The 23,413-nt window shown below is 67.1% G+C and carries 28 protein-coding genes; 20 read left to right on the top strand and 8 right to left on the bottom strand.

The genetic code is table 11. From position 1 onward, the window contains the following. Positions 1–245 precede the first annotated feature (245 nt). Positions 246–1,088 carry a response regulator gene (locus tag EV139_RS04640; RefSeq protein WP_130453148.1) on the bottom strand — a complete coding sequence of 281 codons (843 nt, stop codon included), beginning with the start codon at positions 1,086–1,088 and terminating at the stop codon, positions 246–248. Next, positions 1,085–2,389, bottom strand: a complete 1,305-nt coding sequence (locus EV139_RS04635) for a sensor histidine kinase (protein WP_130453147.1) — start codon at positions 2,387–2,389, stop codon at positions 1,085–1,087. The genes EV139_RS04640 and EV139_RS04635 overlap by 4 nt, the downstream gene beginning before the upstream one ends. 123 nt (positions 2,390–2,512) lie before the next feature. On the opposite strand from EV139_RS04635, the gene EV139_RS04630 reads away from it, so the two are divergent. From EV139_RS04630 to EV139_RS04615, 4 genes are all read left to right on the top strand, one after another. Beyond that, positions 2,513–3,412 carry an ABC transporter ATP-binding protein gene (locus EV139_RS04630; protein WP_130453146.1) on the top strand — a complete coding sequence of 300 codons (900 nt, stop codon included), beginning with the start codon at positions 2,513–2,515 and terminating at the stop codon, positions 3,410–3,412. Continuing rightward, the gene (locus EV139_RS04625; RefSeq protein ID WP_130453145.1) at positions 3,409–4,560 is read left to right on the top strand and encodes an ABC transporter permease; all 1,152 of its coding nucleotides are present in this window, start codon (positions 3,409–3,411) and stop codon (positions 4,558–4,560) included. Before EV139_RS04630 ends, EV139_RS04625 begins: the two co-directional genes overlap by 4 nt. A 209-nt stretch (positions 4,561–4,769) precedes the next feature. Next, positions 4,770–5,165 carry a cytidine deaminase gene (locus tag EV139_RS04620; RefSeq protein WP_130453144.1) on the top strand — a complete coding sequence of 132 codons (396 nt, stop codon included), beginning with the start codon at positions 4,770–4,772 and terminating at the stop codon, positions 5,163–5,165. 92 nt (positions 5,166–5,257) lie between these two features. Beyond that, positions 5,258–6,709 (top strand): DHA2 family efflux MFS transporter permease subunit, encoded by a 1,452-nt coding sequence (locus EV139_RS04615; RefSeq protein WP_130453498.1) that lies wholly within the window; start codon positions 5,258–5,260, stop codon positions 6,707–6,709. A 176-nt stretch (positions 6,710–6,885) separates the two neighbouring features. Here EV139_RS04615 and EV139_RS04610 read toward each other — a convergent pair whose 3' ends face one another. Further along, positions 6,886–7,482 carry a TetR/AcrR family transcriptional regulator gene (locus tag EV139_RS04610; RefSeq protein WP_130453143.1) on the bottom strand — a complete coding sequence of 199 codons (597 nt, stop codon included), beginning with the start codon at positions 7,480–7,482 and terminating at the stop codon, positions 6,886–6,888. 88 nt (positions 7,483–7,570) lie between these two features. Here EV139_RS04610 and EV139_RS04605 point away from each other — a divergent pair, with 88 nt between their 5' ends. Both EV139_RS04605 and EV139_RS04600 read left to right on the top strand, forming a co-directional pair. After that, complete coding sequence (locus EV139_RS04605; protein ID WP_130453142.1) at positions 7,571–7,969, top strand: nuclear transport factor 2 family protein; 399 nt, start codon at positions 7,571–7,573, stop codon at positions 7,967–7,969. Between the two features lie 99 nt (positions 7,970–8,068). Next, the gene (locus tag EV139_RS04600) at positions 8,069–8,398 is read left to right on the top strand and encodes a thiamine-binding protein (RefSeq protein ID WP_130453141.1); all 330 of its coding nucleotides are present in this window, start codon (positions 8,069–8,071) and stop codon (positions 8,396–8,398) included. Between the two features lie 47 nt (positions 8,399–8,445). Here EV139_RS04600 and EV139_RS04595 read toward each other — a convergent pair whose 3' ends face one another. After that, positions 8,446–8,640 (bottom strand): hypothetical protein, encoded by a 195-nt coding sequence (locus EV139_RS04595; RefSeq protein WP_130453140.1) that lies wholly within the window; start codon positions 8,638–8,640, stop codon positions 8,446–8,448. A 68-nt stretch (positions 8,641–8,708) separates the two neighbouring features. On the opposite strand from EV139_RS04595, the gene EV139_RS04590 reads away from it, so the two are divergent. The 9 genes from EV139_RS04590 to nrdF all read left to right on the top strand — a co-directional run bounded on the left by EV139_RS04590 (position 8,709) and on the right by nrdF (position 18,172). Beyond that, entirely contained in the window at positions 8,709–9,584 is an 876-nt protein-coding gene (locus EV139_RS04590) for a M48 family metallopeptidase (protein WP_130453139.1), read from the top strand. Between the two features lie 195 nt (positions 9,585–9,779). After that, entirely contained in the window at positions 9,780–11,660 is a 1,881-nt protein-coding gene (locus EV139_RS04585) for an ABC transporter ATP-binding protein (RefSeq protein ID WP_237464558.1), read from the top strand. A 9-nt stretch (positions 11,661–11,669) separates the two neighbouring features. After that, complete coding sequence (locus EV139_RS04580) at positions 11,670–12,896, top strand: pyridoxal phosphate-dependent aminotransferase (protein WP_130453138.1); 1,227 nt, start codon at positions 11,670–11,672, stop codon at positions 12,894–12,896. Beyond that, positions 12,893–13,351 carry a 23S rRNA (pseudouridine(1915)-N(3))-methyltransferase RlmH gene (locus tag EV139_RS04575; RefSeq protein ID WP_198677456.1) on the top strand — a complete coding sequence of 153 codons (459 nt, stop codon included), beginning with the start codon at positions 12,893–12,895 and terminating at the stop codon, positions 13,349–13,351. Before EV139_RS04580 ends, EV139_RS04575 begins: the two co-directional genes overlap by 4 nt. Before the next feature lie 199 nt (positions 13,352–13,550). Further along, a complete protein-coding gene (locus tag EV139_RS04570) occupies positions 13,551–13,940 on the top strand; it encodes a hypothetical protein (RefSeq protein WP_130453137.1) in 390 nt (129 codons plus the stop codon). A 330-nt stretch (positions 13,941–14,270) separates the two neighbouring features. Next, positions 14,271–14,507 carry a glutaredoxin-like protein NrdH gene (gene nrdH, locus EV139_RS04565; RefSeq protein WP_130453136.1) on the top strand — a complete coding sequence of 79 codons (237 nt, stop codon included), beginning with the start codon at positions 14,271–14,273 and terminating at the stop codon, positions 14,505–14,507. 104 nt (positions 14,508–14,611) lie between these two features. After that, a complete protein-coding gene (nrdI, locus tag EV139_RS04560) occupies positions 14,612–15,013 on the top strand; it encodes a class Ib ribonucleoside-diphosphate reductase assembly flavoprotein NrdI (protein WP_130453135.1) in 402 nt (133 codons plus the stop codon). After that, positions 15,013–17,154 (top strand): class 1b ribonucleoside-diphosphate reductase subunit alpha, encoded by a 2,142-nt coding sequence (gene nrdE, locus EV139_RS04555; protein WP_130453495.1) that lies wholly within the window; start codon positions 15,013–15,015, stop codon positions 17,152–17,154. Before nrdI ends, nrdE begins: the two co-directional genes overlap by 1 nt. 49 nt (positions 17,155–17,203) lie before the next feature. Then, complete coding sequence (gene nrdF, locus EV139_RS04550; protein ID WP_130453134.1) at positions 17,204–18,172, top strand: class 1b ribonucleoside-diphosphate reductase subunit beta; 969 nt, start codon at positions 17,204–17,206, stop codon at positions 18,170–18,172. A gap of 44 nt (positions 18,173–18,216) precedes the next feature. Here the strand turns inward: nrdF and EV139_RS04545 are convergent, their stop codons facing one another. The 3 genes from EV139_RS04545 to EV139_RS04535 form a co-directional block, all read right to left on the bottom strand. Next, entirely contained in the window at positions 18,217–19,392 is a 1,176-nt protein-coding gene (locus EV139_RS04545) for a site-specific integrase (RefSeq protein WP_130453133.1), read from the bottom strand. Beyond that, on the bottom strand, positions 19,392–19,874 hold the full coding sequence (locus EV139_RS04540; protein WP_130453132.1) for a hypothetical protein: 483 nt from the start codon (positions 19,872–19,874) through the stop codon (positions 19,392–19,394). The genes EV139_RS04545 and EV139_RS04540 overlap by 1 nt, the downstream gene beginning before the upstream one ends. Positions 19,875–19,941: 67 nt before the next feature. Further along, complete coding sequence (locus EV139_RS04535; RefSeq protein WP_157992993.1) at positions 19,942–20,436, bottom strand: helix-turn-helix transcriptional regulator; 495 nt, start codon at positions 20,434–20,436, stop codon at positions 19,942–19,944. A gap of 130 nt (positions 20,437–20,566) precedes the next feature. Between EV139_RS04535 and EV139_RS16295 the strand changes: the two genes are divergently transcribed. From EV139_RS16295 to EV139_RS04515, 4 genes are all read left to right on the top strand, one after another. Then, positions 20,567–20,779 (top strand): helix-turn-helix domain-containing protein, encoded by a 213-nt coding sequence (locus EV139_RS16295; protein WP_130453130.1) that lies wholly within the window; start codon positions 20,567–20,569, stop codon positions 20,777–20,779. Next, entirely contained in the window at positions 20,776–20,973 is a 198-nt protein-coding gene (locus EV139_RS04525; protein ID WP_130453129.1) for a hypothetical protein, read from the top strand. Before EV139_RS16295 ends, EV139_RS04525 begins: the two co-directional genes overlap by 4 nt. Before the next feature lie 70 nt (positions 20,974–21,043). Then, positions 21,044–21,835: a BRO-N domain-containing protein gene (locus EV139_RS04520; RefSeq protein ID WP_130453128.1), complete on the top strand. Its 792-nt coding sequence runs from the start codon at positions 21,044–21,046 to the stop codon at positions 21,833–21,835. Beyond that, the gene (locus EV139_RS04515) at positions 21,832–22,302 is read left to right on the top strand and encodes a hypothetical protein (protein WP_130453127.1); all 471 of its coding nucleotides are present in this window, start codon (positions 21,832–21,834) and stop codon (positions 22,300–22,302) included. The genes EV139_RS04520 and EV139_RS04515 overlap by 4 nt, the downstream gene beginning before the upstream one ends. Here EV139_RS04515 and EV139_RS04510 read toward each other — a convergent pair. Continuing rightward, a complete protein-coding gene (locus EV139_RS04510; RefSeq protein ID WP_130453126.1) occupies positions 22,264–22,455 on the bottom strand; it encodes a hypothetical protein in 192 nt (63 codons plus the stop codon). The genes EV139_RS04515 and EV139_RS04510 overlap by 39 nt on opposite strands. 412 nt (positions 22,456–22,867) lie before the next feature. Between EV139_RS04510 and EV139_RS04505 the strand changes: the two genes are divergently transcribed. After that, positions 22,868–23,308 carry a hypothetical protein gene (locus EV139_RS04505; RefSeq protein ID WP_130453125.1) on the top strand — a complete coding sequence of 147 codons (441 nt, stop codon included), beginning with the start codon at positions 22,868–22,870 and terminating at the stop codon, positions 23,306–23,308. Positions 23,309–23,413: the final 105 nt, after the last annotated feature.

The raw sequence follows: 23,413 nt of genomic DNA, 5'->3' as shown, positions 1-23,413 counted from the left end.
TCGCCCACAACCAGCCGCTCGCTCACGCCCATTCGCCCATTCGCTCCTCCGCTCCTTCGCCCCTCCACGAGCGTGCGGCTTCGTGTCGAGCGTGCGGCTTCGCGACCGTTGTGATGCCGCACGCTCGTGCGCGGATCCTCCACTCGTGGAGGGCCGGGGGCCGGGGGCCGTGGGTGCCGTGGAGGCCGGGGAGGCCGGGGGCGGGCGGGGTGCGCGGAGCTGAGCGCCTGGCGTGCCCGCCCCGGCTACCCCGCGCCGCGGGTGTGCGCCCAGACGACCGCCTGGATGCGGTCGCGGACGCCGAGCTTTTGCAGCACGTTTGAGACGTGCGTCTTGATCGTCGCTTCACCGAGAAAGAGCGCGGCCGCGATCTCGGCGTTCGAAGCGCCCTGCGCGAGGAGGCCGAGCACCTCGCGCTCGCGCTCGGTGAGCCCTGCCTGCTCGAACGGGTCGGGTCCGGCGCCCGGCTTGGGCGTCTCGCCGGGGACGGCCGAGCCCGCACCAGCACCCGCACCCGCGCCCTCGGCGGCGGAAGTGCCGGCACCGGCGACCCCGCCCGACCCACCGCGGTCGTCCGCGACCCGGGCGAGCACGGCCCGCGTCACGTCGGGTCCGAGTAGCGCGTGGCCAGCCGCGAGCTCGCGCACGGCGTCGATGAGCTGCTCCGCGCGCGAGGTCTTCAGGAGGAACCCGCTGACCCCCGCGGCAAGCGCGTCGAAGAGGTAGCGCTCGTGCCCAAAAGTGGTGAGGATCAGGATCGCGGGTGCCGCCGCCGGGGTGCCAGCGCCGTCAGCGTTGCCAGCGACGTCAGCGTTGCCGGCGCCGTCAGAGGCGCCCGCGGCGCCAGCTGGCGCAGCACCGCCGTCCGGGCCGGCCTCGAGGATCTGGCGCGCCGCCGCGATCCCGTCGAGCTCGGGCATCTCGACGTCCATGCAGATCACGTCCGGGCGCAGCCGCGCGGCGAGCGCCACCGCCTCGCGGCCGTTGGCGGCCTCGCCGACCACCTCGATCCCGGGCTCCGACTCGAGGATGATCCGGAACCCAGACCGCACGAGCGCCTGGTCGTCGACGACGAGCACGCGGATCATGCGGTGCCCCCCGGTTCGCTCGAAAGCGGCACGCGCGCCCGCACCATGAAGCCGCCCCGCTCGCGTCGTCCGGCCCACACCTCGCCGCCGACGGCGCCCACCCGCTCGCGCATCCCGCGCAGCCCGAGCCCAGAGCCGCCAGAGCCGCCCGCGCCCCCGAAACCGCCTGCGCCGCCGGACGCGAGGCGCTGCACGATCCCGTCGTCGCTGATCTCCACCTCGACGGCGTCGTGGTCAAAGCGCAGCCGCACGGTCGCCTCGGCCCCGCGCCCCGCGTGCTTGCGCACATTCGTGAGCGCCTCCTGCACCACCCGATACAGCGCGACGTCGACCAGCAGCGGAACGGGGCGCCGGGCACCAGCGACGATGAGCACGGTGCCGGTCCCGGCGCTCTGCGACTCCGCGACGAGGTGCGCGAGCTGCGCGATCCCCACCGTCGTCGAGCCGTCCTCGACCTCGGGGGTGCGGAGCGTGTGCACGAGCCGCCGGAGCTCTTCCACCGCGGTGTGTGCGCTGCCCTCGACGACCCCGAGCGCCGTGACGGCCCGATCCGGATCCGGGTGGAGACTGCGCCGGGCGGCGGCGGCCTGGATCCCCATCACCGACACGTGGTGCGCGACCACGTCGTGGAGCTCGCGGGCGATGCCGAGGCGTTCGAGCGCGACGGCCTGGGCGGCGCTGGTCTGCCGCTCAAGCTCCAGCTCCTGGCCCTGCGCCTCCAGCATCGCCTGGGTGCGCGCGGCGCGCCAGGCCCGATAGCCGAACCAGAACGCGCCGCCGAAGTAGAGCAGGTTCGTGATGATCTGGATCACCGCGTACGTTGCGTATGCGGAGAACAGGCCCGAGCGCGGCATCCCGAGAAATTCCTCGTCGTCCGAGGACGAAATGATCAGCGCGATCACGAGCCAGGCCAGGAGCGCGGCGCTGATCCCGATGAGTGCCCAGACCGCCGCAACGCGATTCCGCTCCCACGCGCCCACCGTGTAGAGCGCGAGGAAGAGGCAAATGTTGACCATCAGGAGCTCGGGCACCGCGAACTGGCCGCACACGAAGAACCCGATCGCCACCACGACGGCGACCGGGATCGGGGCGAGGCGACGCAGCGCGAGCGGGAGCGTGCACAGGGCGAGCCCCAGCACCCACACCCACAGTGGCGCCGGTTCGGCGATGATGCCGGTGCGCGCGTAGAGCAGCGAGGTGGTCGTGGCACCAACGGCGAGCGTCCCGGCGATCAGTGCGTCGGTGCGCAGCTGTGTCCGGCTGGGGGCGGGCCGGGCCCACTCGGCCGAAACAGGGGTCATGCGTTCAAGCGTATGCGGTGGGGCGGCCAGCGACCTCCCCCGCGAGGCGGAGCCGGATCACCCGCGCGGGGGAGGCGCGGGCGGCCGCGTGTGACCAGACTTGGGGGAGACGAAAGGAGCGGGATGATCGACATCGCTGGAATCACTCGCAGCTACGGCGACCGCCGGGTACTCGACGACGTCACGTTTTCGGTGCAGAGCGGCCGCATGACGGGCTTTGTCGGCGGGAACGGCGCCGGGAAGACCACCACGATGCGGATCATCCTCGGGGTTCTCTCCGCCGATAGCGGCACCGTGAGTATGAACGGGGCGCCGCTCACCGCGGCGGATCGCGCCGGGTTCGGCTACATGCCGGAAGAACGCGGGCTGTACCCGAAGATGGCGGTGCTTGAGCAGCTCGTCTACCTCGGCCGTCTGCACGGCATGAGCGCCGCCGCCGCGAAGGTGTCGGCGACCGGGCTGCTCGACCGGCTCGGCCTCGCGGAGCGCAGCGGCGACACTCTCGAGAGCCTCTCGCTCGGCAACCAGCAGCGCGCCCAGATCGCCGCGGCGCTCGTGCACGAGCCGCTCGCCCTCGTGCTCGACGAGCCGTTCTCGGGCCTCGACCCGATGGCCGTCGAGGTGGTCCTCGGCGTGCTCCGCGACTACGCGGCGCAGGGCGCCCCCGTGCTGTTCTCCTCGCACCAGCTCGACATCGTCGAGCGGCTCTGCGACGACGTCGTGGTGATCGGCGGGGGCAGGATCCGCGCCCACGGCTCCCGTGAGGCCCTCCGCGCCGAGCACGCCGGCCGCACCTTCGAGCTTGAACTCGCCGGGGCCGCAGCCGACGCCGGCTGGGTGCGCGAGCAGCCGGCCATCACCGTGGCCCACCTCGACGGTGGCTTCGTCCGCTTCGACGCTGAGAGCGACGCCGCCGCGCAGGCGGTACTCGCGCGTGCGGTGGAGCTACCGGAGACCACGGTGCGCAGCTTCGCCCCGGTCACCCCGTCCCTCGCCCAGATCTTCAAGGAGGTCGTCGCATGACCACCACCGCACCCACCGGCCAGGCCGCCGGAACTCCCGCCGGGCGCGCCCCCGGCGGCCGTCAGCAGCTGAGCGGCCCGCAGGCCGCCTGGATCGTCGCCGAGCGCGAGATCACCACGCGGCTGCGCTCGAAAGCGTTCCTGATCTCCACGGGGATCCTGCTCCTCGTGGTCCTCGCCGGCGTGGTGATCGGCGGGCTGGTCTCACAGAACGGCGGCTTCGGCGGCCCCACGAAGGTCGCCGCCGTGGGGAGCGCGGCGAGCGGGCTTGAGGGCGCCGGATTCGAGGTGAGCGCGGTGCCGGATCGCGCGGCAGCCGAGCAGCTGGTCCGTGACGGTGACGTCGCCGCGGCCGTGGTGCCCGGCGGTGACACCGCGATCGACCTCACGGTGATCGCCACCGACAGCGCGCCCGCCGAGCTGGTGCAGGCGCTCTCGGCGGTGCCCACCGTCGAACTGCTCGACCCGAGCGGCACCAGCTTCATGCTCGGGTACCTGATCGCGATGGGGTTCGGCATGGTCTTCTACATGACCGCGCTCACGTTCGGCACGACGATCGCGCAGAGCGTCGTCGAGGAGAAGCAGACCCGAATCGTCGAGATCTTGCTCGCCACGGTGTCCGCGCGCGCGATGCTCGCCGGCAAGATCCTCGGCAACAGCATTCTCGCGCTGGGCACGGTGGTTGCGACCATCGCGCTCGCCGCCGTCGGAATGCTCGCGACGGGGCAGGACCTGCTGCTCGGCGAGCTGGGGACGGCGATGATTTGGTTCGGGATCCTGTTCGCCTTCGGGTTCGTGCTGCTCGCCGCGCTCTACGCTGCGGCCGCGGCGCTCGTCTCGCGGCAGGAGGACATCGGATCGGTGACGAGCCCGGTGATGATGCTGGTGATGATCCCGTTCTTCCTGATCATCTTCCTCTTCGAGAACCCCGTGGCGCTCGCGGTGATGAGCTACGTCCCGTTCTCGGCGCCCACGGCGATGCCCATGCGCCTGTACCTCGGCACGGCCGAGTGGTGGGAGCCGATCCTGTCGCTCGGGATCCTCGCCGCCTCGATCGCCGTGGTGCTCTGGATCGGTTCGCGCATCTACAGCAACTCGATCCTGCGCACGGGCGCCCGCGTGAAGCTGGGCGACGCAATCAAGGGGTAGGGTCGCCCCGGCCCCGCCCGCAGCCCCACCCGCCCCCGCCCGCAGCCCCACCCCGCACGAGTGGAGGATCCGGCGACGAGTGTGCGGCTCGGCTGCGGTGCGGGAGCCGCACGCTCGTGGCGAAGCCGCACGCTCGTGGGGAGGGGGCCGCCCCGGACCCGGACCCGGGCCCGGGGCGCCCCACCCGCCGCCCCGGGTAGCCTGGGGGCATGAGCGAGACCACGATCGACTGGGACGCGCTGCGCACCGCCGCGCTCGCCGCAACCGCGCACTCCTACGCCCCGTACTCGGGCCTGGCGGTCGGCTGCGCCGCGCTCGTCGACGACGGCCGCGTGATCGTCGGCTGCAACGTGGAGAACGCGAGCTACGGCCTCACGCTGTGCGCCGAGTGCGCGCTCGTGGGGGCGCTGCACCTGGGCGGCGGTGGAAAGCTCGTCGCGTTCGTGTGTGTCGACGCGGCGGGCGCCGCGCTCACCCCGTGCGGGCGCTGCCGCCAGCTGCTGCACGAGGCCGCGGCGCCCGGCATGCTCCTCGCCACGGCCGCCGGGCCGCGCACGATCGACGAGCTCCTGCCCCAGGCGTTTGGCCCCGCCGCGCTCCCGTGACCGCTGTCTGACTCCGGGAGTAGGCTGTGCGGGTGAATGCTGCTCAGGTGACGCCCACCCCCTCCATCCGCCCGTGGGCCGCCCTGTGGTCAATGGTGCTCGGATTCTTCATGATCCTGGTCGACACCACGATCGTGTCGGTCGCGAACCCGTCGATCATGCAGGGCCTCGACACCACGATGGTGGCGACGCTCTGGGCCACGAGCGCCTACCTGCTCGCCTACGCGGTGCCGCTCCTGATCACGGGCCGCCTCGGCGATCGCTTCGGCACGCGGCGCATTTACCTGCTCGGGCTCGCGATCTTCACGCTGTCCTCGCTCGCCTGCGGCCTGGCCGGCAACATCGAGATGCTGATCCTCGCGCGCGTGCTCCAGGGGCTTGGCGCCTCGCTGATGACCCCGCAGACGATGGCCGTGATCACGCGGATCTTCGCGCCGCGCGAGCGCGGCTCGGCGATGGCAGTGTGGGGCGTCACCGCGGGGGTGGCGACGCTCGTCGGCCCGATCCTCGGCGGCTTCCTGCTCGACGCGTGGGGGTGGGAGTGGATCTTCTTCATCAACGTCCCGGTGGGCGCGATCGCGTTCATCCTGGCGCTGCGCTTCGTGCCGAAGCTCCCCACGAGCGCGCACCGCTTCGACTGGCTCGGCGTGATCCTGAGCGCCGCCGGCATGTTCCTGCTCGTCTTCGGCATCCAGGAGGGGCAGGGGTACGAGTGGGGCGTCATCTGGGGCCCGATCACGGTGTGGGGCATGATCATCACCGGGCTCGTGCTGCTCGTCCTGTTCGTGGTGTGGCAGCGCGTGCAGCGCGGCGAACCACTGATCCCGCTGCAGCTGTTCAAGGATCGCAACTTCTCGGTGGGATCCGCGGCGATCGTGACCGTCGGGTTCAGCGTGACCGGGATGAGCCTGCCGCTCATGTTCTACCTGCAGCTGGTGCTGGGGCAGACCCCCACGCAGGCGGCGCTGATGATGGTGCCGATGGCCGTGTTCTCGATCGCGCTGGCACGCCCGATCGGGCTGCTGATCGACCGGCGCGATCCGCGCCGCATTCCCGTGCTCGGTCTGCTGCTCGTCGCCGCGGGCATGCTCGGCTACGTGCTGCTCGCGACCCCGGACACCCCGATCTGGGTGCTCCTCATCCCGAGCGCACTGCTCGGCGTGGGCAACGCGTGCATGTGGGGGCCGATGGCCTCGCTCACCACGTTCAGCCTCGACCCGGCGCTTGCGGGGGCCGGATCCGGCGTGTACAACACGAGCCGCCAGGTGGGTGCGGTGCTGGGAGCTGCCGCGATGGCGATGCTCATGGAATCGCGGATCGCCGCCCTGCTGGGAAGTGACGCCGCCGCGGCCAGTGGCCACGGTGCTGGCGGGCTCACCGTGCTCCCCGAGCCGCTGCGCGCAGACTTCACCGCCGCGATGATGCAGTCGATGGTGATGCCCATGTCCGTGATCCTGGTGGGCGCGTTCATTGCGATCTGGTTCTCCCCGCGACCCGAGCGCACCGGCGAGATCCGCGTCGTTGGGGAGCCCGCGAGCGCGTAGGGCCGCGCGCTCGGTGGCCGCGCGGCCGCCGAGCGGGGCCTGCAGCGCCCGGGGACATCGGCTGCCCGGGAGGGCGGGGAGGCCAGGACGGTAGTCCGGCGGTCCGGCTGCCCGGCAGGCCGGGAGTCCGGCGGCCCGGCAGGCCAGGAGTCCGGCGGCCTGCCCGCGACGCGCGACTACGCCGCGGCCCGCGACGCCGCGATCCCGACGCGCAGGGCGCGCAGCTGCATGCCGATCCCCTCCGCGAGGGAGACCCCGGCGAGGGGATCGTGCTTGAGGCCCTCGGCGGTGGCGACGAGCAGCGTCGCGAGCTGTGCCCCCGAGATGTCGGCGCCGGCGAGGGCGATCTCGCCGCGGGCGTCCGCGGCGTCAAGCGCCAGCGTGAGCCGATCCAGCAGCGCCGCCCGAGTGTGGCGCACGACGTCGCCGATGAGCTCGCGGTTCGCGTCAAACAGCTCGGGCCCGTGCGGGCTCGCGGCGATCTCGCTCATCAGGCCGTCGAAGTACGCCGTGAGCGCGGCCTGCACCCCCGCGAAGATGTCGGCTGGCGACCCGAGCGCCGCGTCGACCGCGTCAAGCGCCGCCGTGTGCGCCCGGAGCGATCCGGCGCGGAACACCTCCTCCTTGTTCGCAAAGTGCAGGTACACCGCCGCGCGTGAGATGCCGGCGGCGGCGGCGATGTTCTGCATCGAGGTCTTCTGGAACCCGTAGCGGCAGAAGACGCCGAGTGAGGTGTCGAGGATTCGGTCTGCGGTGGAGGGGGCGACGGCCATGACTCAATGTTGACATTTTGATCACAAAGTGTCAATCTGTCATTCTTGCGGGGCCAACCTGGCGGACGCAGTGACGGATGGGGTGCCCATGAGTGAGCAGAGCAGTGACAATGTGGGGGCCCTCGCGGAGCGACTCCGTGGCGTCGAGCGGGCGCGGCTGCGTGCGCTCGTCGCGGCCGACATCGCCGCGGCCGAGGCGCTGCACTCCGATGAGTTCCAGCTCATCACGCCGATCGGCGCGCGCCTCGACCGGGCGCAGTACCTCGGCGCCGTCGCCGCCGGGCAGATCGACTACCTCCACTGGGAGGCCGGGGACATCGAGGTGAGAGTCGCGGGCGATGCCGCGACGCTGCGGTACCGTGCCGAACTCGAGGTCGCGTTTGGAGGGCATCACGTCGCGCGATCCGACTACTGGCACACGGACACGTACGAGCGCTCCGGCAGTGAGTGGCGGGCGGTGTGGTCGCAGGCCACCCAGATTCAGTAGCCGGCCCGCGGCGGGTCGGGTCGGGGTGGGGATCCTGATCCTGATCCGACTGCCGCGCGATAGCCTGCTGTCACACCCGCCCCGACCGAAAGGCCCGCCATGATCCTCGCATTCTCCGTCGCCCCGAACGGGGTCGGCCCCGCTGGCCCGGCAACGAGCGACTCGGGTTCGGTCTCGCACGCGGTCGCCGCCGCCGTGCAGGTGGTCCGCGACTCGGGCCTGCCCCATCGCACGAGCAGCATGTTCACCGAGATCGAGGGCGAGTGGGACGAGGTCTTCGACGTGGTGAAGCGCGCGACCGAGGCGGTGCTGCCCTACGGCTCCCGCGTCTCGCTGGTGATGAAGGCCGACATTCGCCCCGGGTTCGAGGGCGAGCTCGACGGGAAGCTGGAGCGGTTGGAGCGGGCGATCGAGGGCGCCGAGGCGTGAGGCGCTGAGCGCCCTCCCCTGGATGGCGGCCTCTCGCTCAGGCGGCGCTACTCAAAGCCGTCGAGCAGCTCGGTCGCCGTGGCGTGGTCTTGCACCATGGCCAACTCGAACAGATCGGCCATCGTGTGCGTGGGCGAGATGTTCGCGTCGGGTGAGAGGAACTCGTCCGCGGCCTCGCGATGCTCCTCGCCGAGGGGGACTCGATCGCCGCAGAATTCTGGACTACATGAATCATTGTTCATGGTCCACTTTGCAGTAGTCTGGCGAGGGCTCTGGGACCGGGGCTGCATTTTCGAGACAAGGACCGTCCGTGACCACACTCTCCCCCACATCCCCATCGGCCACACCCGGCTCCGGCTCGGCACCGACGAACGCGCAGTTTCGCCATCGCGCTGAGGCGCCGATGCTGATCCTCGGCGTACTCACGACGCTGGGGGCGTTCGCGCTGGCGCTCTGGTTCATCGCGCGGGGTGACACCGAGATCCCCGAGTGGGCATCCGCGGGGTTGGCTGCGCTGTTTGTTCCGGTGCTCGCGGTGTTCTTCATCCGTTTCCAATTCTGGAACACCATGGCGAATGCGGTGCCCGTCACGGCGAAGCAGTTCCCCGAGCTGCACGAACTCTACGCAGCGCTCGGCGCTGAGATGGGGTTCACCGGGTCAAAACTGCAGGCGCTGCCGCAGCTCTACGTCATTAACGGCAACGGTGTGCTCAACGCATCCGCGGCGAAGTGCCAGGTGCGCAAGGCGTATATCCAGATCAACAGCGACCTGCTTGATATTGCCTACGAGCTCGGCGACTTCCGCACCGTGCGCTTCGTGCTCGCGCACGAGCTGGGACACGTGAAGCTGCGTCACGTGAGCATCTGGCGCCTGATCCTTGGGCCGGTGAACACGATCCTCACGCTGCGCCCCAGTATTTCCCGCGCGCAGGAATACTCGGCCGACCGTGTGGGCTGCTACTACGAGCCAGAAGGGGCGCGGGGCATGGCGGTGCTCTTCGCGGGGAAGCGAATGTATCAGCGCGTCAACCTGGAGGAATACTACGACTCGATTCGCAGTCACCGGGTGGGGCTCTGGCTCAGGGCCGCCAACTACTTCGCCGATCACGCGCTCGGCTTCCGTCGAATGGCCGCGATCGAGCAAACCGCGAGCCAGGGATGGAACGTGCACGGCAAGATGCTCTAGCGCGGCGTCGCGGCGTGGCGGCGGCCGAACATGGCGTCGCGGCGGCCGAACGCGGCGTCGCGGGTGGGGCGCGAGAGCAAGTTGTGCAGTGCGCGGGGTTGCTGGGCCCCCGCACGACCGCGCCCCGGCCGAGCGGCGGGCTCGCGGGGCACAGAAACCCTGCCCAACGTCGCCGGTGTCCGCTAGTCTCCGACTATGAGTATGGGCGGCGGTATGGGCGGCGGCGGACGCGGGGGCCGGGTCTCCGGCGGCGACGCGGAGCGGCAGCGCGAGCTGAACCGCCAGGCGCCGAAGGTTTCGGGGCTGGGGCGCCGGATCGCTGAGCTGTTCCGGCCGTACCGCGGCCCGCTGATCGTGATCGTCACGCTCGTGATTGTTTCGGCGGCGCTCGCGATCCTGCCACCTCTGCTCACGCAGCGGGTGTTCGACGACGGCCTGTTCCCGCTCGACGGCGGCGGCCCCAACATGTCGGTGCTCAGCTGGCTGGTGCTCGCCATGGTCGTGGTGTTCGTGGTGTCGTCGGGGCTCGGGATCGTGCAGACGTACTTCACGGCCCGCGTGGGCAACCGCGTGATGGGCGACCTGCGCGTCAAGCTGTTTGCGCACCTGCAGTCGATGGAGCTCGGCTTCTTCACGCGCACGAAGACGGGCATCATCCAGTCCCGGCTCCAGAACGACGTGGGCGGCGTCGCGAACGTGCTCACCAACACGGTGTCGAACATCATTGGTAACACCGTCACCGTGGTGGCCGCGGCCGTCGCGATGCTCCTCCTGAGTTGGCAGCTCACCCTCGTCGCGGTCGTGCTCATGCCGGTTCTCGTGATCGCGCAGCGCCGCGTGGGGCAGGTGCGCGCGCGCATCGCTGGGCGCACGCAGGAATCGCTGTCGGAGATGACGGCGATCACCCAGGAGGCGCTCTCGGTCTCGGGCGTGCTGCTCGCCAAGACCTATTCGCGGCAGCGGGCGGAGACCGAGCGCTACGCGGACGAGAACCGCAACCAGATCGCGCTGCAGGTGCAGCAGACCATGAGCGGGCAGGTGTTCTTCGCGCTCGTGCAGGTGTTCCTGTCCGCGGTGCCGGCAATCGTGTACCTCGTGTCCGGCTGGCTGATGGTGCGCGCACTCGGCACCGACTTCGATCCCGGGATCACCGCCGGCACGATCGTCGCGTTCACCACGGTGCAGTCGCGGCTGCTGTTCCCGCTCATGGCGCTCATGCGGATCGCGCTCGATCTGCAGACGTCGAGCGCCCTGTTCGCGCGCATCTTCGAGTACCTCGACCTCAAGCCGGCAATTGTTGACGCACCGGACGCCAGGCAGCCCTCTGACGCGCCGGGCCGCGGTGGCCGGATTGAGTTCGACGAGGTCACGTTCCGCTACCCGGACGCGCGCGCGGACGACCGGCCCACCCTCGACCGGATCTCGTTCGCGGTGGAGCCTGGCGAGTTCGTCGCATTCGTGGGCGCATCCGGGTCGGGAAAGACCACGATCGGATCCCTGATCCCGCGGCTGTACGATGCGTCTTCCGGGGCGGTGCGGTACGGCGGCGACGACGTGCAGGAGCTCGCGCACGAGGCGCTGATGGATCGGATCGGCGTGGTCACCCAGGAGGCCTACCTGTTCCACGCCTCAATCGCGGCGAACCTCCGCTACGCGAAGCCAGACGCGACCCTCGAGGAGCTGGAGGCCGCGGCGCGGCTCGCGAACATCCACGACACCATTGTGAGCTTCGCCGAGGGCTACGACACGATCGTGGGCGAGCGCGGGTACCGGCTCTCCGGCGGAGAGAAGCAGCGCCTCGCGATCGCGCGCGTGCTCCTGAAGAACCCGCGCGTGCTCGTGCTCGACGAGGCGACGAGCGCGCTCGACACGGTCAATGAGCGGATCGTGCAGCAGGCGCTCGAAGACGCGCGCAGCGGCCGCACCACGATCGCGATCGCGCACCGCCTCTCGACGGTGGTGGACGCCGACCGCATCTACGTGGTGGGCGCCGGGCGGATCCTGGAGCAGGGTTCGCACGCCGAACTGCTCGACCTGGGCGGCGCCTACGCGGAGTTGTACGAGCAGCAGCAGTAAGATTTTCCCGTGCGCAAGATCACGCAGTCCCGCAAACTGGCCGGAGTCCGCTACGACGTGCGCGGGCCGATCCTGCAGGAGGCCGAGCGCCTCGAGCGCGCGGGCGAGCAGATCCTCAAACTGAACATCGGCAACCCGGCGCCGTTCGGCTTCGAGGCGCCGCCCGAGATTCTCGAGGAGCTGCGCCGCGTGCTGCCCGAGGCGCAGGGGTACACTGACTCGCGCGGAATCCGCCCGGCGCGCGAGGCGGTGGCGCAGTACTACGCGCGCGAGGGGATCCCCGGGATTGGCCCCGACGACGTGTTCCTCGGCAACGGGGTCAGCGAGATGATCTCGCTCGTGCTGCAGGCGCTCGTCGACGTGGGGGACGAGATCCTGGTCCCCGCACCCGACTACCCGCTTTGGACGGCCCAGGTGACCCTCTCCGGCGGCCGCGCCGTGCACTACCCCTGCGACGAGGGGGATGGGTGGCTGCCGGATCTCGCGGCGATCGAGCGCCTCATTACGCCCGCGACCAAGGGGATCGTGCTGATCAACCCCAACAATCCCACGGGCGGCGTGTACTCGGCCGAGCTGGTGCGCGGGTTCGCGGCGCTCGCTGAGCGGCACGGGATCGTGCTCATGGCCGACGAGATCTATGAGCGGATCCTCTACGGCACCGCGGTGCACGAGCACGCGGCCGCGCACGTGCACGAGACCCTCTGCCTCACGTTCAGTGGCCTGTCGAAGGCGCAGCGCGTCGCCGGGTACCGCGCCGGCTGGGTGGCGCTCTCGGGCGACCGCGAGCGCGCGCAGGACTTCATCGAGGGGCTCACCCTGCTCGCAAACATGCGGATGTGCGCCAACGCGCCGGCACAGCACGCGATCCCGATCGCGCTCGATCCCGCCTCGAACTGGTCCGGCATCGCCGAGCTGTGCGCGCCGGGCGGGCGGCTCCGCGAGCAGCGCGACGTAGCGCACCGGCTCCTCACTGAGATCCCGGGAGTGAGCTGCGTGCTCCCCGGCGGTGCAATGTATCTCTTCCCCCGGCTCGACCCCGAGCGGTATCCGATCGAGGACGATCAGGCGTTCGTGATCGACCTGCTGCGCGCCACCCGCGTGCTGGTCACTAACGGGCGCGGCTTCAACCTGGCGACGCCGGATCACCTGCGCTTCGTGACTCTGCCGAGCGTTCAAGTGCTGACCGAGGCGATTGGCCGCATCGGGGAGTACCTCGACGGGGTGCGCGTCTCGTGAGCGTCAAGGTGCTCGCGGTCGGGAAGAAGCACGAGTCCTGGGTCGCCGACGGGATCGGGCGCTACGAGCAGCGGCTGCGCAAGCCGTTCGACGTGACGTGGCAGTTGCTGCCGCACTCGGCGCGCGAGGGCGACGCCGCGCGAGCCGAGGAGTCCGAGCGGATCGCCGCCAAGCTCGACCGCGATGCGTTCGTGGTGGTGCTCGACGAGCGCGGCCGCAACGTCGATTCGCCCGAGCTCGCGAAGCGGCTGCGGACGGCGCTCGACGCGAGTCGCCCGATCGTCGTGGTGATCGGCGGCGCGTACGGGGTCACCGAGGAGCTGCGGCGGCGCGCAGACTTCGTGTGGAGCCTGTCGGCGCTCGTGTTCCCGCACCAGCTGGTGCGGCTGATCCTGACCGAGCAGATCTACCGCGCGCAGGAGATCTCCGCGGGCCGCGCGTACCACCACGTGTAGGCGCGGGGACCAGTCGGCGCTGCTGCCGCGAGCCCGGGGTGCCCGGCGCAGCTGCCGCGCCCGCGCGCCCCGCGCCCGCGCGCGCCCCGGGTCCGCGCGCTCGGCCCCGTTTTCGCCGCTGCCATGTGCCCGTGCCCCGCGCGCCGGGGCACCTCCGCGGCGCGCGATGAATGTCCGAGGTACCGGGTAGCTTCATTGCATGAACCCGTTCAGACTCGCCACTCGGTTGCAGCCGCCGCCGGGAGTGCGCGTGCGCGCGGCCGCCCGGGGCGGCGCGTGCGGAGAGCGCCCGCCCACCGCGGAGCCGGCCCCGGTGCCCGTGCCGTGGCGGGTCACGCTGCGCTCCGCGTCGGGGGTGATCGAGGTGCAGCAGTGCGGCGATCGGCCACTCCACTCGGTGCGGTTTGCGCTCGCTGGGAGCGGCATGCTGGGCCTGTCGCTGCCGCGCACGGTGGGTCCGGGGGAGCGGCTGCGGGTGACCCTCCGGGGCACGCACTCCGAGGCGGCCGCCGTGGCGCCCGACGCAATGCTGGTGCTCCGCTGGTTTCAGCCCGATGGGACGGAGCTGCTGTGGCCGATCGCGCTCTAGTGAGGTCCCCGTGCGGCGGCTGTGGGGTGCCGCAGACCGTGCGATGGTGGGTGCCCGAGCGGGCGATGCGCGGGGTCCGAATCGCGGCTCCCGCGACACGCCGAGGAAAGGGTGTGGAGCAAAATTCTTCAGCACCCCCAGCCCTGTGGATAACCCCCCGAGAGGGGCGGAACCGCGCCGAAAGTTCTCCCCAAGCCGGGGTGGCAATCGGTGGAAACCGCGTGGAAAACTACATTGGTGTAACTACATCATGTTGTGGTTGGCATAGGTGTGGTTCACTAGATGTAGTGCCTCGGCGTGGGGCGCGAAGGTTTTGACGAAGGGCGTGAAATGGCCATTACGGTATACACGAAGCCGTCGTGCGTGCAGTGCACCGCGACTTACCGGGCGCTCGACAGCAAGGGGATTGAGTACAACATCCTCGATCTCTCGCAGGACGAAGCCGCACTTGAAGCCGTCAAGGAGCTCGGCTACCTGCAGGCGCCCGTCGTGGTGACCGACGAGGAACACTGGTCAGGCTTCCGCCCCGACAAGATCTCGGAGCTCGCCGGCCGCCTCGCGGAGTAGCGCTTTTCTCTGAAAACGCCCGCGGCGGTCGGTGGCGAGAGCCGCGACCGGACGCGGGCGTTTTCAGAGCTGTCAGGAATCAACTTCGAGCGGAGGCGATACGCATGGCTGACCTGGTCTACTTCTCCAGTGTCTCGGGAAATACCCACCGATTCATCGAGAAGCTCGGACGCCCAGCGCTGCGCATCCCCCTCTACTCGCGAGAAGATCCCCTCTTGGTCGAGGAGCCGTTCGTGCTCCTCGTCCCCACCTACGGCGGCGGCCCCTCGACGAAGGCGGTCCCGAAGCAGGTCATTCGTTTCCTCAACGACGAGCGAAACCGGAGCAAGATCAGAGGCGTCATGTCCGCCGGCAACACAAACTTCGGCGAGGCGTACGGCCTCGCAGCGGACATCATCGGGCGCAAGTGCCACGTGCCCGTCCTCTACCGATTTGAACTATTTGGAACCCCGGACGACGTCACCGCCGTCCACGACGGATTGGAGCAGTTTTGGAAGCAGCAGTAATGGAGCCAGGGCTCGAATCGTCGAAGATCAGCGAGATGGATTACCACTCACTGAACGCGATGCTCAACCTGTACGACGCCGACGGCAAGATCCAGTTCGACAAGGATCGCGAGGCCGCGCGGCAGTACTTCCTGCAGCACGTCAACCAGAACATGGTGTTCTTCCACAACTTCGAGGAGCGCGTGCGCTACCTCATCGACAACGAGTACTACGAGAAGGAACTCCTCGACCAGTACTCGGTGTCGTTCGTTGAGCAGCTCACCGACGAGGCGTACGCCATGAAGTTCCGCTTCCCGGCGTTCCTCGGCGCGTTCAAGTTCTTCACCTCGTACGCGCTGAAGACGTTCGACGGCAAGCGCTACCTCGAGCGCTTTGAGGACCGCGTCGTCATGGTCTCGCTGGGCCTCGCCCGCGGCGACGAGGAGCTCGCGCGCGGCTTCATGCGCGAGATGATCTCGGGCCGCTTCCAGCCGGCCACCCCCACTTTCCTGAACCTCGGCAAGGCGCAGCGCGGCGAGCTCGTCTCGTGCTTCCTGCTCCGCGTCGAGGACAACATGGAGTCGATCTCGCGCGGGATCAACTCGTCGCTGCAGCTCTCGAAGCGCGGCGGCGGCGTGGCGCTGTCGCTCTCGAACATTCGTGAGACCGGCGCCCCGATCAAGAAGATCGAGAACCAGTCCTCGGGCATCATCCCCGTGATGAAGCTGCTCGAAGACAGCTTCAGCTACGCGAACCAGCTCGGCGCGCGGCAGGGCGCCGGCGCCGTGTACCTCAACGCGCACCACCCCGACATCATGAAGTTCCTCGACACGAAGCGCGAGAACGCGGACGAGAAGATCCGCATCAAGACCCTCTCGCTCGGCGTCGTGGTGCCCGACATCACCTTCGAGCTCGCGAAGAAGAACGAGGACATGTACCTCTTCTCGCCGTACGACGTGGAGCGCGTCTACGGGGTGCCGTTCGGCGACCTCTCGGTCACCGAGAAGTACCAGGAGATGGTGGCAGACGCGCGCATCAAGAAGACGAAGATCAGCGCGCGCCACTTCTTCCAGACCGTCGCCGAGCTGCAGTTCGAGTCGGGCTACCCGTACATCGTGTTCGAAGACACGGTCAACCGTGCGAACCCGATCAAGGGCCGCATCAACATGTCGAACCTCTGCTCCGAGATCCTCCAGGTCAACACCCCGACCACGTACAACGAGGATCTCAGCTACGACACCATCGGCAAGGACATCTCCTGCAACCTCGGGTCGATGAACATCGCGATGGCGATGGACGGCGGCGACCTCGCCGGCACCGTTGACCTCGCGATCCGCTCACTCACCGCGGTCAGCGACATGAGCTCGATCACCTCCGTGCGCTCGATTGAGGACGGCAACGCCCAGTCGCACGCGATCGGCCTCGGCCAGATGAACCTCCACGGCTACCTCGCCCGCGAGCACGTGCACTACGGCTCGGAGGAGGGCATCGACTTCACGAACATCTACTTCTACGCGGTGCTCTTCCACGCACTCACCGCGTCGAACAAGATCGCGATCGAGCGCAAGGAAGTCTTCGGCGGCTTTGCAGACTCGAAGTACGCGTCCGGCGAGTTCTTCGACAAGTACACGGACGAGGCCTGGGAGCCGGCCACCGACCGCGTGCGCGAGATGTTCGTGACCGCCGGCATTGAGATCCCGAGCCAGGACGACTGGCGCGAGCTCAAGGCAAGCGTCATGGAGCACGGCATCTACAACCAGAACCTGCAGGCCGTGCCGCCCACCGGGTCGATCTCCTACATCAACAACTCGACGAGCTCGATCCACCCGATCGCGTCGAAGGTGGAGATCCGCAAGGAGGGCAAGCTCGGGCGCGTGTACTACCCGGCGCCGTTCATGACGAACGACAACCTCGAGTACTACACGGACGCGTACGAGATCGGCCCGGAGAAGATCATCGACACGTACGCCGCGGCAACGCAGCACGTCGACCAGGGGCTCTCGCTCACCCTGTTCTTCAAGGACACGGCGACGACCCGCGATATCAACAAGGCGCAGATCTACGCATGGCGCAAGGGGATCAAGACGATCTACTACATCCGCCTGCGCCAGCTCGCGCTCGAGGGCACGGACATGACGGAGTGCGTCAGCTGCATGCTGTAGCCAGCGGCGCGCATCCATCACTGAGGTCGACGAGAAACAAGGACGAAGCATGAATTTCAAGCTGGGGCACCCGGTGCAGGCGATCAACTGGAACCGGATCGAGGACGAGAAAGACCTTGAGGTCTGGAACCGCCTCGTGAACAACTTCTGGTTGCCCGAGAAGGTGCCGCTGTCGAACGACGTGCAGTCGTGGGCCACCCTTACCGAGGACGAGAAGCTGCTCACCATGCGCGTGTTCACGGGGCTCACGCTCCTCGACACCATCCAGGGCACCGTGGGCGCCGTGTCGCTGATCCCCGATGCGATCACCCCGCACGAGGAGGCCGTCTACACGAACATCGCGTTCATGGAGTCGGTGCACGCGAAGAGCTACTCGTCGATCTTCTCGACGCTGTGCTCCACGAAGGAGATCGACGACGCGTTCCGGTGGTCAACCGAGAACCCGAATCTGCAGAAGAAGGCGCAGATCATCGTCGACTACTACGAGGGCGACGACCCGCTGAAGCGGAAGATCGCCTCGACGCTGCTCGAGTCGTTCCTGTTCTACTCCGGCTTCTACCTGCCCATGTACTGGTCGGCGCACGCGAAGCTCACGAACACGGCAGACCTGATCCGCCTCATCATTCGTGACGAAGCGGTGCACGGTTACTACATCGGCTACAAGTTCCAGAAGGGCCTCGAGTCCCTGAGCGAGGAGCGCCGCCAGGAGCTCAAGGACTACACGTTCTCGCTCATGTACGAGCTCTACGAGAACGAGGTCAAGTACACGCAGGACCTCTACGACCCGGTGGGCCTCACCGAGGACGTCAAGAAGTTCCTGCACTACAACGCGAACAAGGCGCTCATGAACCTCGGCTACGAGCCGATGTTCCCCAAGGAGATGACCGACGTCAACCCGGCGATCCTGTCGTCGCTCTCGCCGAACGCGGACGAGAACCACGACTTCTTCTCGGGATCGGGCTCCTCCTACGTCATCGGCAAGGCTGAGGCCACCGAAGACGAGGACTGGGACTTCTAAAACACCAGTTCAGGGATAGTTTCCCAAGAATCACCCCCGTTGGGTCAGTTCGCTGTAGCGGACCGCCCAACGGGGGTTTTTTCGTCCGTGCCCACATTTTGCCCACATTTTATTTCAAGTGCCGCCGCCCGCGACTCGCTCAGCCGCGCCGCGACCTCATCAAGATCATCGTCAAACAGGTCCGCGTAGACATCCAAAGTCATTGCCGCCGACGCGTGTCCGAGCATCCTCTGGACAGCCTTCACGTTCGCCCCCGCGCTGACCGCGAGAGAAGCAGCAGTGTGCCGCAAATCGTGGGGCGTCACTCGCGGGAAGGTGTCGTCTTTGGACATAGACGTTCGGACTGCACCTGCGAACCATGAGTAGTCGGCGTTGGGTCGGGGGATCGGGTCAGTGTCGGTCCCGAAGACGAACGCCTTCTGCGGCCGCCCCTTTGCGAGGCGGCGAAGACTGAAGCTGACGAAGTCAGGGATAGGGACGATCCGTGAAGCGCCGCTCTTCGGGGTACCGAACTTGTTTTCGCCCTTCACCTTCACCACGTTGTCCTCGATGCGGATCCTGCTCTTTGGCAGCTCGAGGTGCTTCACGCGCAGTGCGGCAGCTTCTCCCCACCTCAGCCCGGTGTAAGCGAGGAGGCGCACAAGGTCCGGTTGAGTTGACTCAGTCGCGAGCAACTCGACTTGCTGGTGTGTCAGATAGACAACGGGTTTGCGGGTCTTAGCGGGAAGCCGCACTCCGCGAGCAGCATTTGAATGAACAGCTCCGTCCTGTACAGCACGGTCGAGTATCAAGGACAGCACGAAGGCGCACCGCCGCACCGTCTGGGCCGCGAGTCCCTTCTTCTTGTCGTTCCCCTTGGTGAGCCTCCCTAGCCAGGCGGACACTTCGCTCGGTCGGATAGAGGCAACACCACGGGTGCCCCACTCGGGCTCAACATGCACGCGCCAGGCGGTCTCCATCACGTTCTGTGAGGACGCTTTCAGGGTCGAGAGATGGCCATCGATCCATGACTCCGCAAAGTCGGCCACGGTGCGTTTGCCCTCAGTTGGGTCGAGGTATGCGCCCTTGCTCTTGCCGACTTCAACGCTAGCAAGGAAAGCTGTCGCGTCACGCTTGGTTTTGAACCCACGCTTGTCGGTCTGAGCACCGTTCGGCTTTCGGTACCTGACGCGATATCTGCTCCCGGCGGTCGTGCTGTAAGTCGTGATGCTGCCAGCCATTATGCAACCTCAAGCTTCCTCTGCCACTGCCCGGCCCCCATCTTGGGGTTCAGGTAGACGGCGTTGCCGAATCGTTCGCGCCGTTCTTGAGCGGCCGCGAGGCGTTTGTTGTAGTCGTAGTAGGCGCGGAACTGTCGGCGCGTGATCCCAAGTTCCAGGCAGATCTGGTCGTAGTCCGTGTGCAGTGCGGTCAGTGATTCCCAGAGTGCGGGATCGACTAAGCGAAAAGCTGAGTGCAGGTTTGCTCGTGACTCGTTGCGTGGGTGGTGGCCGGCGCAGTCGTCGTTGACTGCGTGGTCGCATTCGTGCGCGAGCGTAGGGTGCAGGAGCTCAGAGCGTAGGTTTCGATCTGAGATCACAAGGCGTCGTTCGGGTACCCAAATTGCGTTGTGCCCGTTGAGCGTGTGGCGAACGTGACGAACCTTCAGTTGCTCCAGGTGCTCAAGAGGGTCGTAGGCCGGATCGTACTCAGGCACGAACATGGCGTCTCCTTCCGTGTTTTGGGTGCACTGATCCACGCGGCGTCGGTGCCGCTGTGTATTCAGGGGGTTAGTTCTGGCTGTGATCGATCGGGTCGTCGCCCTTGATGTCTCCGGCGATACCCCAGACTTCTTCCACGTTCTCCGGGATGGCCACTTCATCACTGATGTGAGCAGTCTGTCCGAAGCCACCGACAATGACGTTGCTGGATGCCGTGACGAGTTCGTTTGTTACCGCGGTCACGGCTGCCTGGCCGGCGTGGGCTCGCCGTTCAATGGGGAGGCTGTCCATGATGCCGCCGACTATTGCAAGCCAACGAGAAGTCTCGGGGGTGAACTCGGCTGGGCTAGGTGCGATACCTAGCGCTTTGAGTACAGGGAGAAGTGTCTTTGCCTGTGGCGTTGTGTCTCCCCCTTCGATGTTCCCGATGGATTGACGTGTCACGCCTGCTTCGTCTGCCAACTGCTGCTGGGTGAGGCCAGCGCGAAGTCGAACTTCCTTGACCTGCGCGGCGAGGTCTGCGCGCTGCTGCGAGGTCAAATTGTTGAAATCTTTTGTTGACATGGTGCGAGCGTAGCATGTCAATGAAATAGCCGCAATCATCCCCTGATATTTGACATAAAGACAAAGAAATGAATAACAACGTTGTCATTTTGGGTTGCTCAATGCCAAAGAGCGTGCTTTGCTCTTTGGCATGGCAGCACAACAAGAAACCAGCAGTGGAGAAGCGCTCCGGCATCTGCGCGTGAAGGCAGGCCTGACGCTTCAACAGGTCGCAGAGGGGGCGGATACATCGACCGCCTACCTCTCAAAAGTAGAAAGAGGTCAGCTGTTTCCCTCTGATGAGTACGTAGGTAAGGTCGCTGGATTCGCGGCCTCGCACTTGCAGTCCAGGGTTGCAGCATGAGCGTGGACGAGAAGTGGATGTCTGAGGCTGAGCTTGCCGAGCTCACTGGGAAGACGATCAAGACGCTTCAGAACTTGCGTGCAGAACGGCGTCTGTTCCCGTTCTCTAACCCGCCGAGGACGAACATCAACGTTTACGAGCGGGAACTGATCCACAAGGTGTTCGAGTCATCTCGTGTGGAGGTCCGGCCATGAGCAGTAGCGCCCCGGAAAAGAAGAAGCCCGCGGTTGCAGCCGCGGGCCAGAACAACTGATAGGAAAATCAATGTCTAGCAACATCGTACCATTCGAGTTCGGCGGTGAACAGATCCGCACCGCAACTCTCGACGGTAAGCCCGCTCTCGTGCTCGCAGACATCGCGAGGATCCTCGGCTACCGAGATGCGGCCAACGCCGGCCGCCTGCTCCGGGATCATCACAGAGGGTACTCAGAAGTGAGTACCCCTGGCGGGACGCAGAGCATGGCTGTTGTGACCGAGCAAGGGTTCAACCGGCTCGTGATCCGGTCCAACGCCGCCAACGCCGAGCAGGTGCAGGACTTCATCACTGACGAGGTCATGCCGCAGCTCTCCCGCACAGGGTCCTACGCGAAGCCTCTGACGCTGGCGGAGAAGTCTCTCGCGCTGCTGTCGGAGCTCACTGAAGAAGTGCAGCGTCAGCAGGCAGAGCTTGTCGAGATTCGTCCGCTGGCTTCCCAGGCCCGTAACTTCAACAATCGCAAGGGGAACACGGGGCGGCAAGCGTTCGCTCGTGAGATCGTCTCGTGGGCATTGGCGGAGGGATGCAATGTCACCGCGAACCAGGTGTACGCGTTCATCGGTGTGAAGCTCGACATGTTCGTGCACGGTACCGGCCTCCGCTCGCACGGACACGCGACGCTCTCCGGTGAACGGCGTGGACTGTCCCGCACCGACAAAGGTGAGAACCGACATAACGGCCACAGCTTCGAGCAGGGAATGCTCACCCCCAAGGGTGTCGAGTACGCGTGGGCCCGCATCGAAAACTATGTCCGTGAGCACGGGCATCTTGAACTTCCATCGAAGGAGATTGCAGCATGAGTTCGCAGCGACTGTACAAGGCCGAGTGGGTGCACGAGGGCGTCACTGAGGAACTTGAAGAGTGGGAGCAAGAGCTGTTCGACAGCGGCTTCCAGTCTCAGCCGGAACCGCAGGGGTGGCGTGAGTACGCGCTTGAGCGTTGGCCTGATGGTCCGCGCGAGGGCGAGCATTGGCCAAAGGGGTACAAGCCGTTCTTCTGGCCTGCAACAGACCGGATCTACAGGTCGCGGTCTGCGGCTCAGCGTCGCGTGGACATCATCAACGCATGGGGTGGCAGCGCCGTTGTGGTGGAGTGCACGCCCGTGTGGGAGACGGTCGAGGCCGCGAACGCGCGGCGGGCAGCGGCCCGACTTCACGCTCGTATCGCCCGGAAGTATGCCGAGCTAGCAGCGCTCGAGGCTCGGTCGGGCGAGGTGGTTAGTTCTCGGTCAATCCTTGATCGGGTGCGCAGCCTCGAAGCGATCTAGGCGGGCGTCGAGCTCTTGGATGGCGACGACCACGTGGGCGAGAACTTCGCGGGTTTCTTCGACTCGCCTGTTCATCGCGGTGGGGTCGCCGCCTTTCAACCAGGCGTCGAAAACGTCGATCTTGCGCTGAAGGTCTTCGGTGATCTTGCTCATGGACTGATCCTAACCACCTAGCTAGCGCGGCTTGGGTCGGGGGTTTCGACCCCACCTGGGCTGCTGCATACCCAAAAGCAGGGTTCGTCGCTATCAAGCGCGGCGAACTCACGAATAACGCGACATGTAATCCCTGTGGACGATGCCTACCAAGGCCCGGCTCAAATCGCAGGTGGTGCGCTTCATAAATCATCGGTTCGCATGTCAGCCGTCTCGTGGTGGGGGCGTTGTGCGGAGGTGGTGGTGGGGAAGTCCTGCGGTATGTCCCGCAGGCATTCGGGGTGCGGAGGTGAGGTGACTCTGCCGTGCCAGGCGGCGCAAGGTGCTGCGTGGTGACTGGGATACCCGGCCACGCGCAGGGTTCGAACCCCTGACCGCCACGACATCAACCAACGAGAGAAAGAGGAGTGTCATGCAGACCAAGAACCTTATCCAGGCGTCGGCAACGATCACGCGAGTGGCGGAACTCAAGGTGGGTGACGTGTACAAGCGGCTCGAAGAGTCGTCTTACAGCGGCGCGAAGCTCAAGTTCGGTGTCGTCACCGGCACGCTTCACAACGGCGATGATGCGGCGATCACCGCGCTCGAGTACGAGGAGGCTTACAGCGACGGCATGAACGTCGAGCTCAAGGTGTTCGGCACGAGCGATGATCTCAAGATCTTCCCGTCTACTCGGGAAGAGTTCGAAACGCATGTTGCAGGCCTGATCGGCTCCACGCAGCGCGCTGTGCGGGACGCGGAGAAGAAGCTCGAGAAGGCGAAGCAGACCCGGGATGTGGCGGAGTCGCTGCTGGGTATGTCGGTGCAGGTTCCGACGATTGCGGATACGGCTGCTCCGGTTCTGGCGGAGTAGTTGCAGCCCGGCGCAGTGTCGAAGCTGCGGCGGGTACTGAAGTCCCCGTTTGGGGCGCGCCCTCGGGTAGGAGGCGGACGGTCGCACCCCGGATGGGGCATGGCT

Source organism: Leucobacter luti, from assembly GCF_004217175.1.
In the GTDB taxonomy this organism is placed as follows: domain Bacteria; phylum Actinomycetota; class Actinomycetes; order Actinomycetales; family Microbacteriaceae; genus Leucobacter; species Leucobacter luti.
Note: the sequence above shows the minus strand (reverse complement) of the source record. Positions and strands in the feature narration are given on the sequence as shown.

Excerpts from the sequence above, each read along its gene's own strand:
- EV139_RS04640 (WP_130453148.1), bottom strand. The coding sequence starts at position 1,088 with ATGATCCGCGTGCTCGTCGTCGACGACCAGGCGCTCGTGCGGTCTGGG.
- EV139_RS04635 (WP_130453147.1), bottom strand. The coding sequence starts at position 2,389 with ATGACCCCTGTTTCGGCCGAGTGGGCCCGGCCCGCCCCCAGCCGGACA.
- EV139_RS04630 (WP_130453146.1), top strand. The coding sequence starts at position 2,513 with ATGATCGACATCGCTGGAATCACTCGCAGCTACGGCGACCGCCGGGTA.
- EV139_RS04625 (WP_130453145.1), top strand. The coding sequence starts at position 3,409 with ATGACCACCACCGCACCCACCGGCCAGGCCGCCGGAACTCCCGCCGGG.
- EV139_RS04620 (WP_130453144.1), top strand. The coding sequence starts at position 4,770 with ATGAGCGAGACCACGATCGACTGGGACGCGCTGCGCACCGCCGCGCTC.
- EV139_RS04615 (WP_130453498.1), top strand. The coding sequence starts at position 5,258 with ATGGTGCTCGGATTCTTCATGATCCTGGTCGACACCACGATCGTGTCG.
- EV139_RS04610 (WP_130453143.1), bottom strand. The coding sequence starts at position 7,482 with ATGGCCGTCGCCCCCTCCACCGCAGACCGAATCCTCGACACCTCACTC.
- EV139_RS04605 (WP_130453142.1), top strand. The coding sequence starts at position 7,571 with ATGAGTGAGCAGAGCAGTGACAATGTGGGGGCCCTCGCGGAGCGACTC.
- EV139_RS04600 (WP_130453141.1), top strand. The coding sequence starts at position 8,069 with ATGATCCTCGCATTCTCCGTCGCCCCGAACGGGGTCGGCCCCGCTGGC.
- EV139_RS04595 (WP_130453140.1), bottom strand. The coding sequence starts at position 8,640 with ATGAACAATGATTCATGTAGTCCAGAATTCTGCGGCGATCGAGTCCCC.
- EV139_RS04585 (WP_237464558.1), top strand. The coding sequence starts at position 9,780 with ATGAGTATGGGCGGCGGTATGGGCGGCGGCGGACGCGGGGGCCGGGTC.
- EV139_RS04570 (WP_130453137.1), top strand. The coding sequence starts at position 13,551 with ATGAACCCGTTCAGACTCGCCACTCGGTTGCAGCCGCCGCCGGGAGTG.
- nrdH (WP_130453136.1), top strand. The coding sequence starts at position 14,271 with ATGGCCATTACGGTATACACGAAGCCGTCGTGCGTGCAGTGCACCGCG.
- nrdI (WP_130453135.1), top strand. The coding sequence starts at position 14,612 with ATGGCTGACCTGGTCTACTTCTCCAGTGTCTCGGGAAATACCCACCGA.
- nrdE (WP_130453495.1), top strand. The coding sequence starts at position 15,013 with ATGGAGCCAGGGCTCGAATCGTCGAAGATCAGCGAGATGGATTACCAC.
- nrdF (WP_130453134.1), top strand. The coding sequence starts at position 17,204 with ATGAATTTCAAGCTGGGGCACCCGGTGCAGGCGATCAACTGGAACCGG.
- EV139_RS04545 (WP_130453133.1), bottom strand. The coding sequence starts at position 19,392 with ATGGCTGGCAGCATCACGACTTACAGCACGACCGCCGGGAGCAGATAT.
- EV139_RS04540 (WP_130453132.1), bottom strand. The coding sequence starts at position 19,874 with ATGTTCGTGCCTGAGTACGATCCGGCCTACGACCCTCTTGAGCACCTG.
- EV139_RS04535 (WP_157992993.1), bottom strand. The coding sequence starts at position 20,436 with ATGTCAACAAAAGATTTCAACAATTTGACCTCGCAGCAGCGCGCAGAC.
- EV139_RS16295 (WP_130453130.1), top strand. The coding sequence starts at position 20,567 with ATGGCAGCACAACAAGAAACCAGCAGTGGAGAAGCGCTCCGGCATCTG.
- EV139_RS04525 (WP_130453129.1), top strand. The coding sequence starts at position 20,776 with ATGAGCGTGGACGAGAAGTGGATGTCTGAGGCTGAGCTTGCCGAGCTC.
- EV139_RS04520 (WP_130453128.1), top strand. The coding sequence starts at position 21,044 with ATGTCTAGCAACATCGTACCATTCGAGTTCGGCGGTGAACAGATCCGC.
- EV139_RS04515 (WP_130453127.1), top strand. The coding sequence starts at position 21,832 with ATGAGTTCGCAGCGACTGTACAAGGCCGAGTGGGTGCACGAGGGCGTC.
- EV139_RS04510 (WP_130453126.1), bottom strand. The coding sequence starts at position 22,455 with ATGAGCAAGATCACCGAAGACCTTCAGCGCAAGATCGACGTTTTCGAC.
- EV139_RS04505 (WP_130453125.1), top strand. The coding sequence starts at position 22,868 with ATGCAGACCAAGAACCTTATCCAGGCGTCGGCAACGATCACGCGAGTG.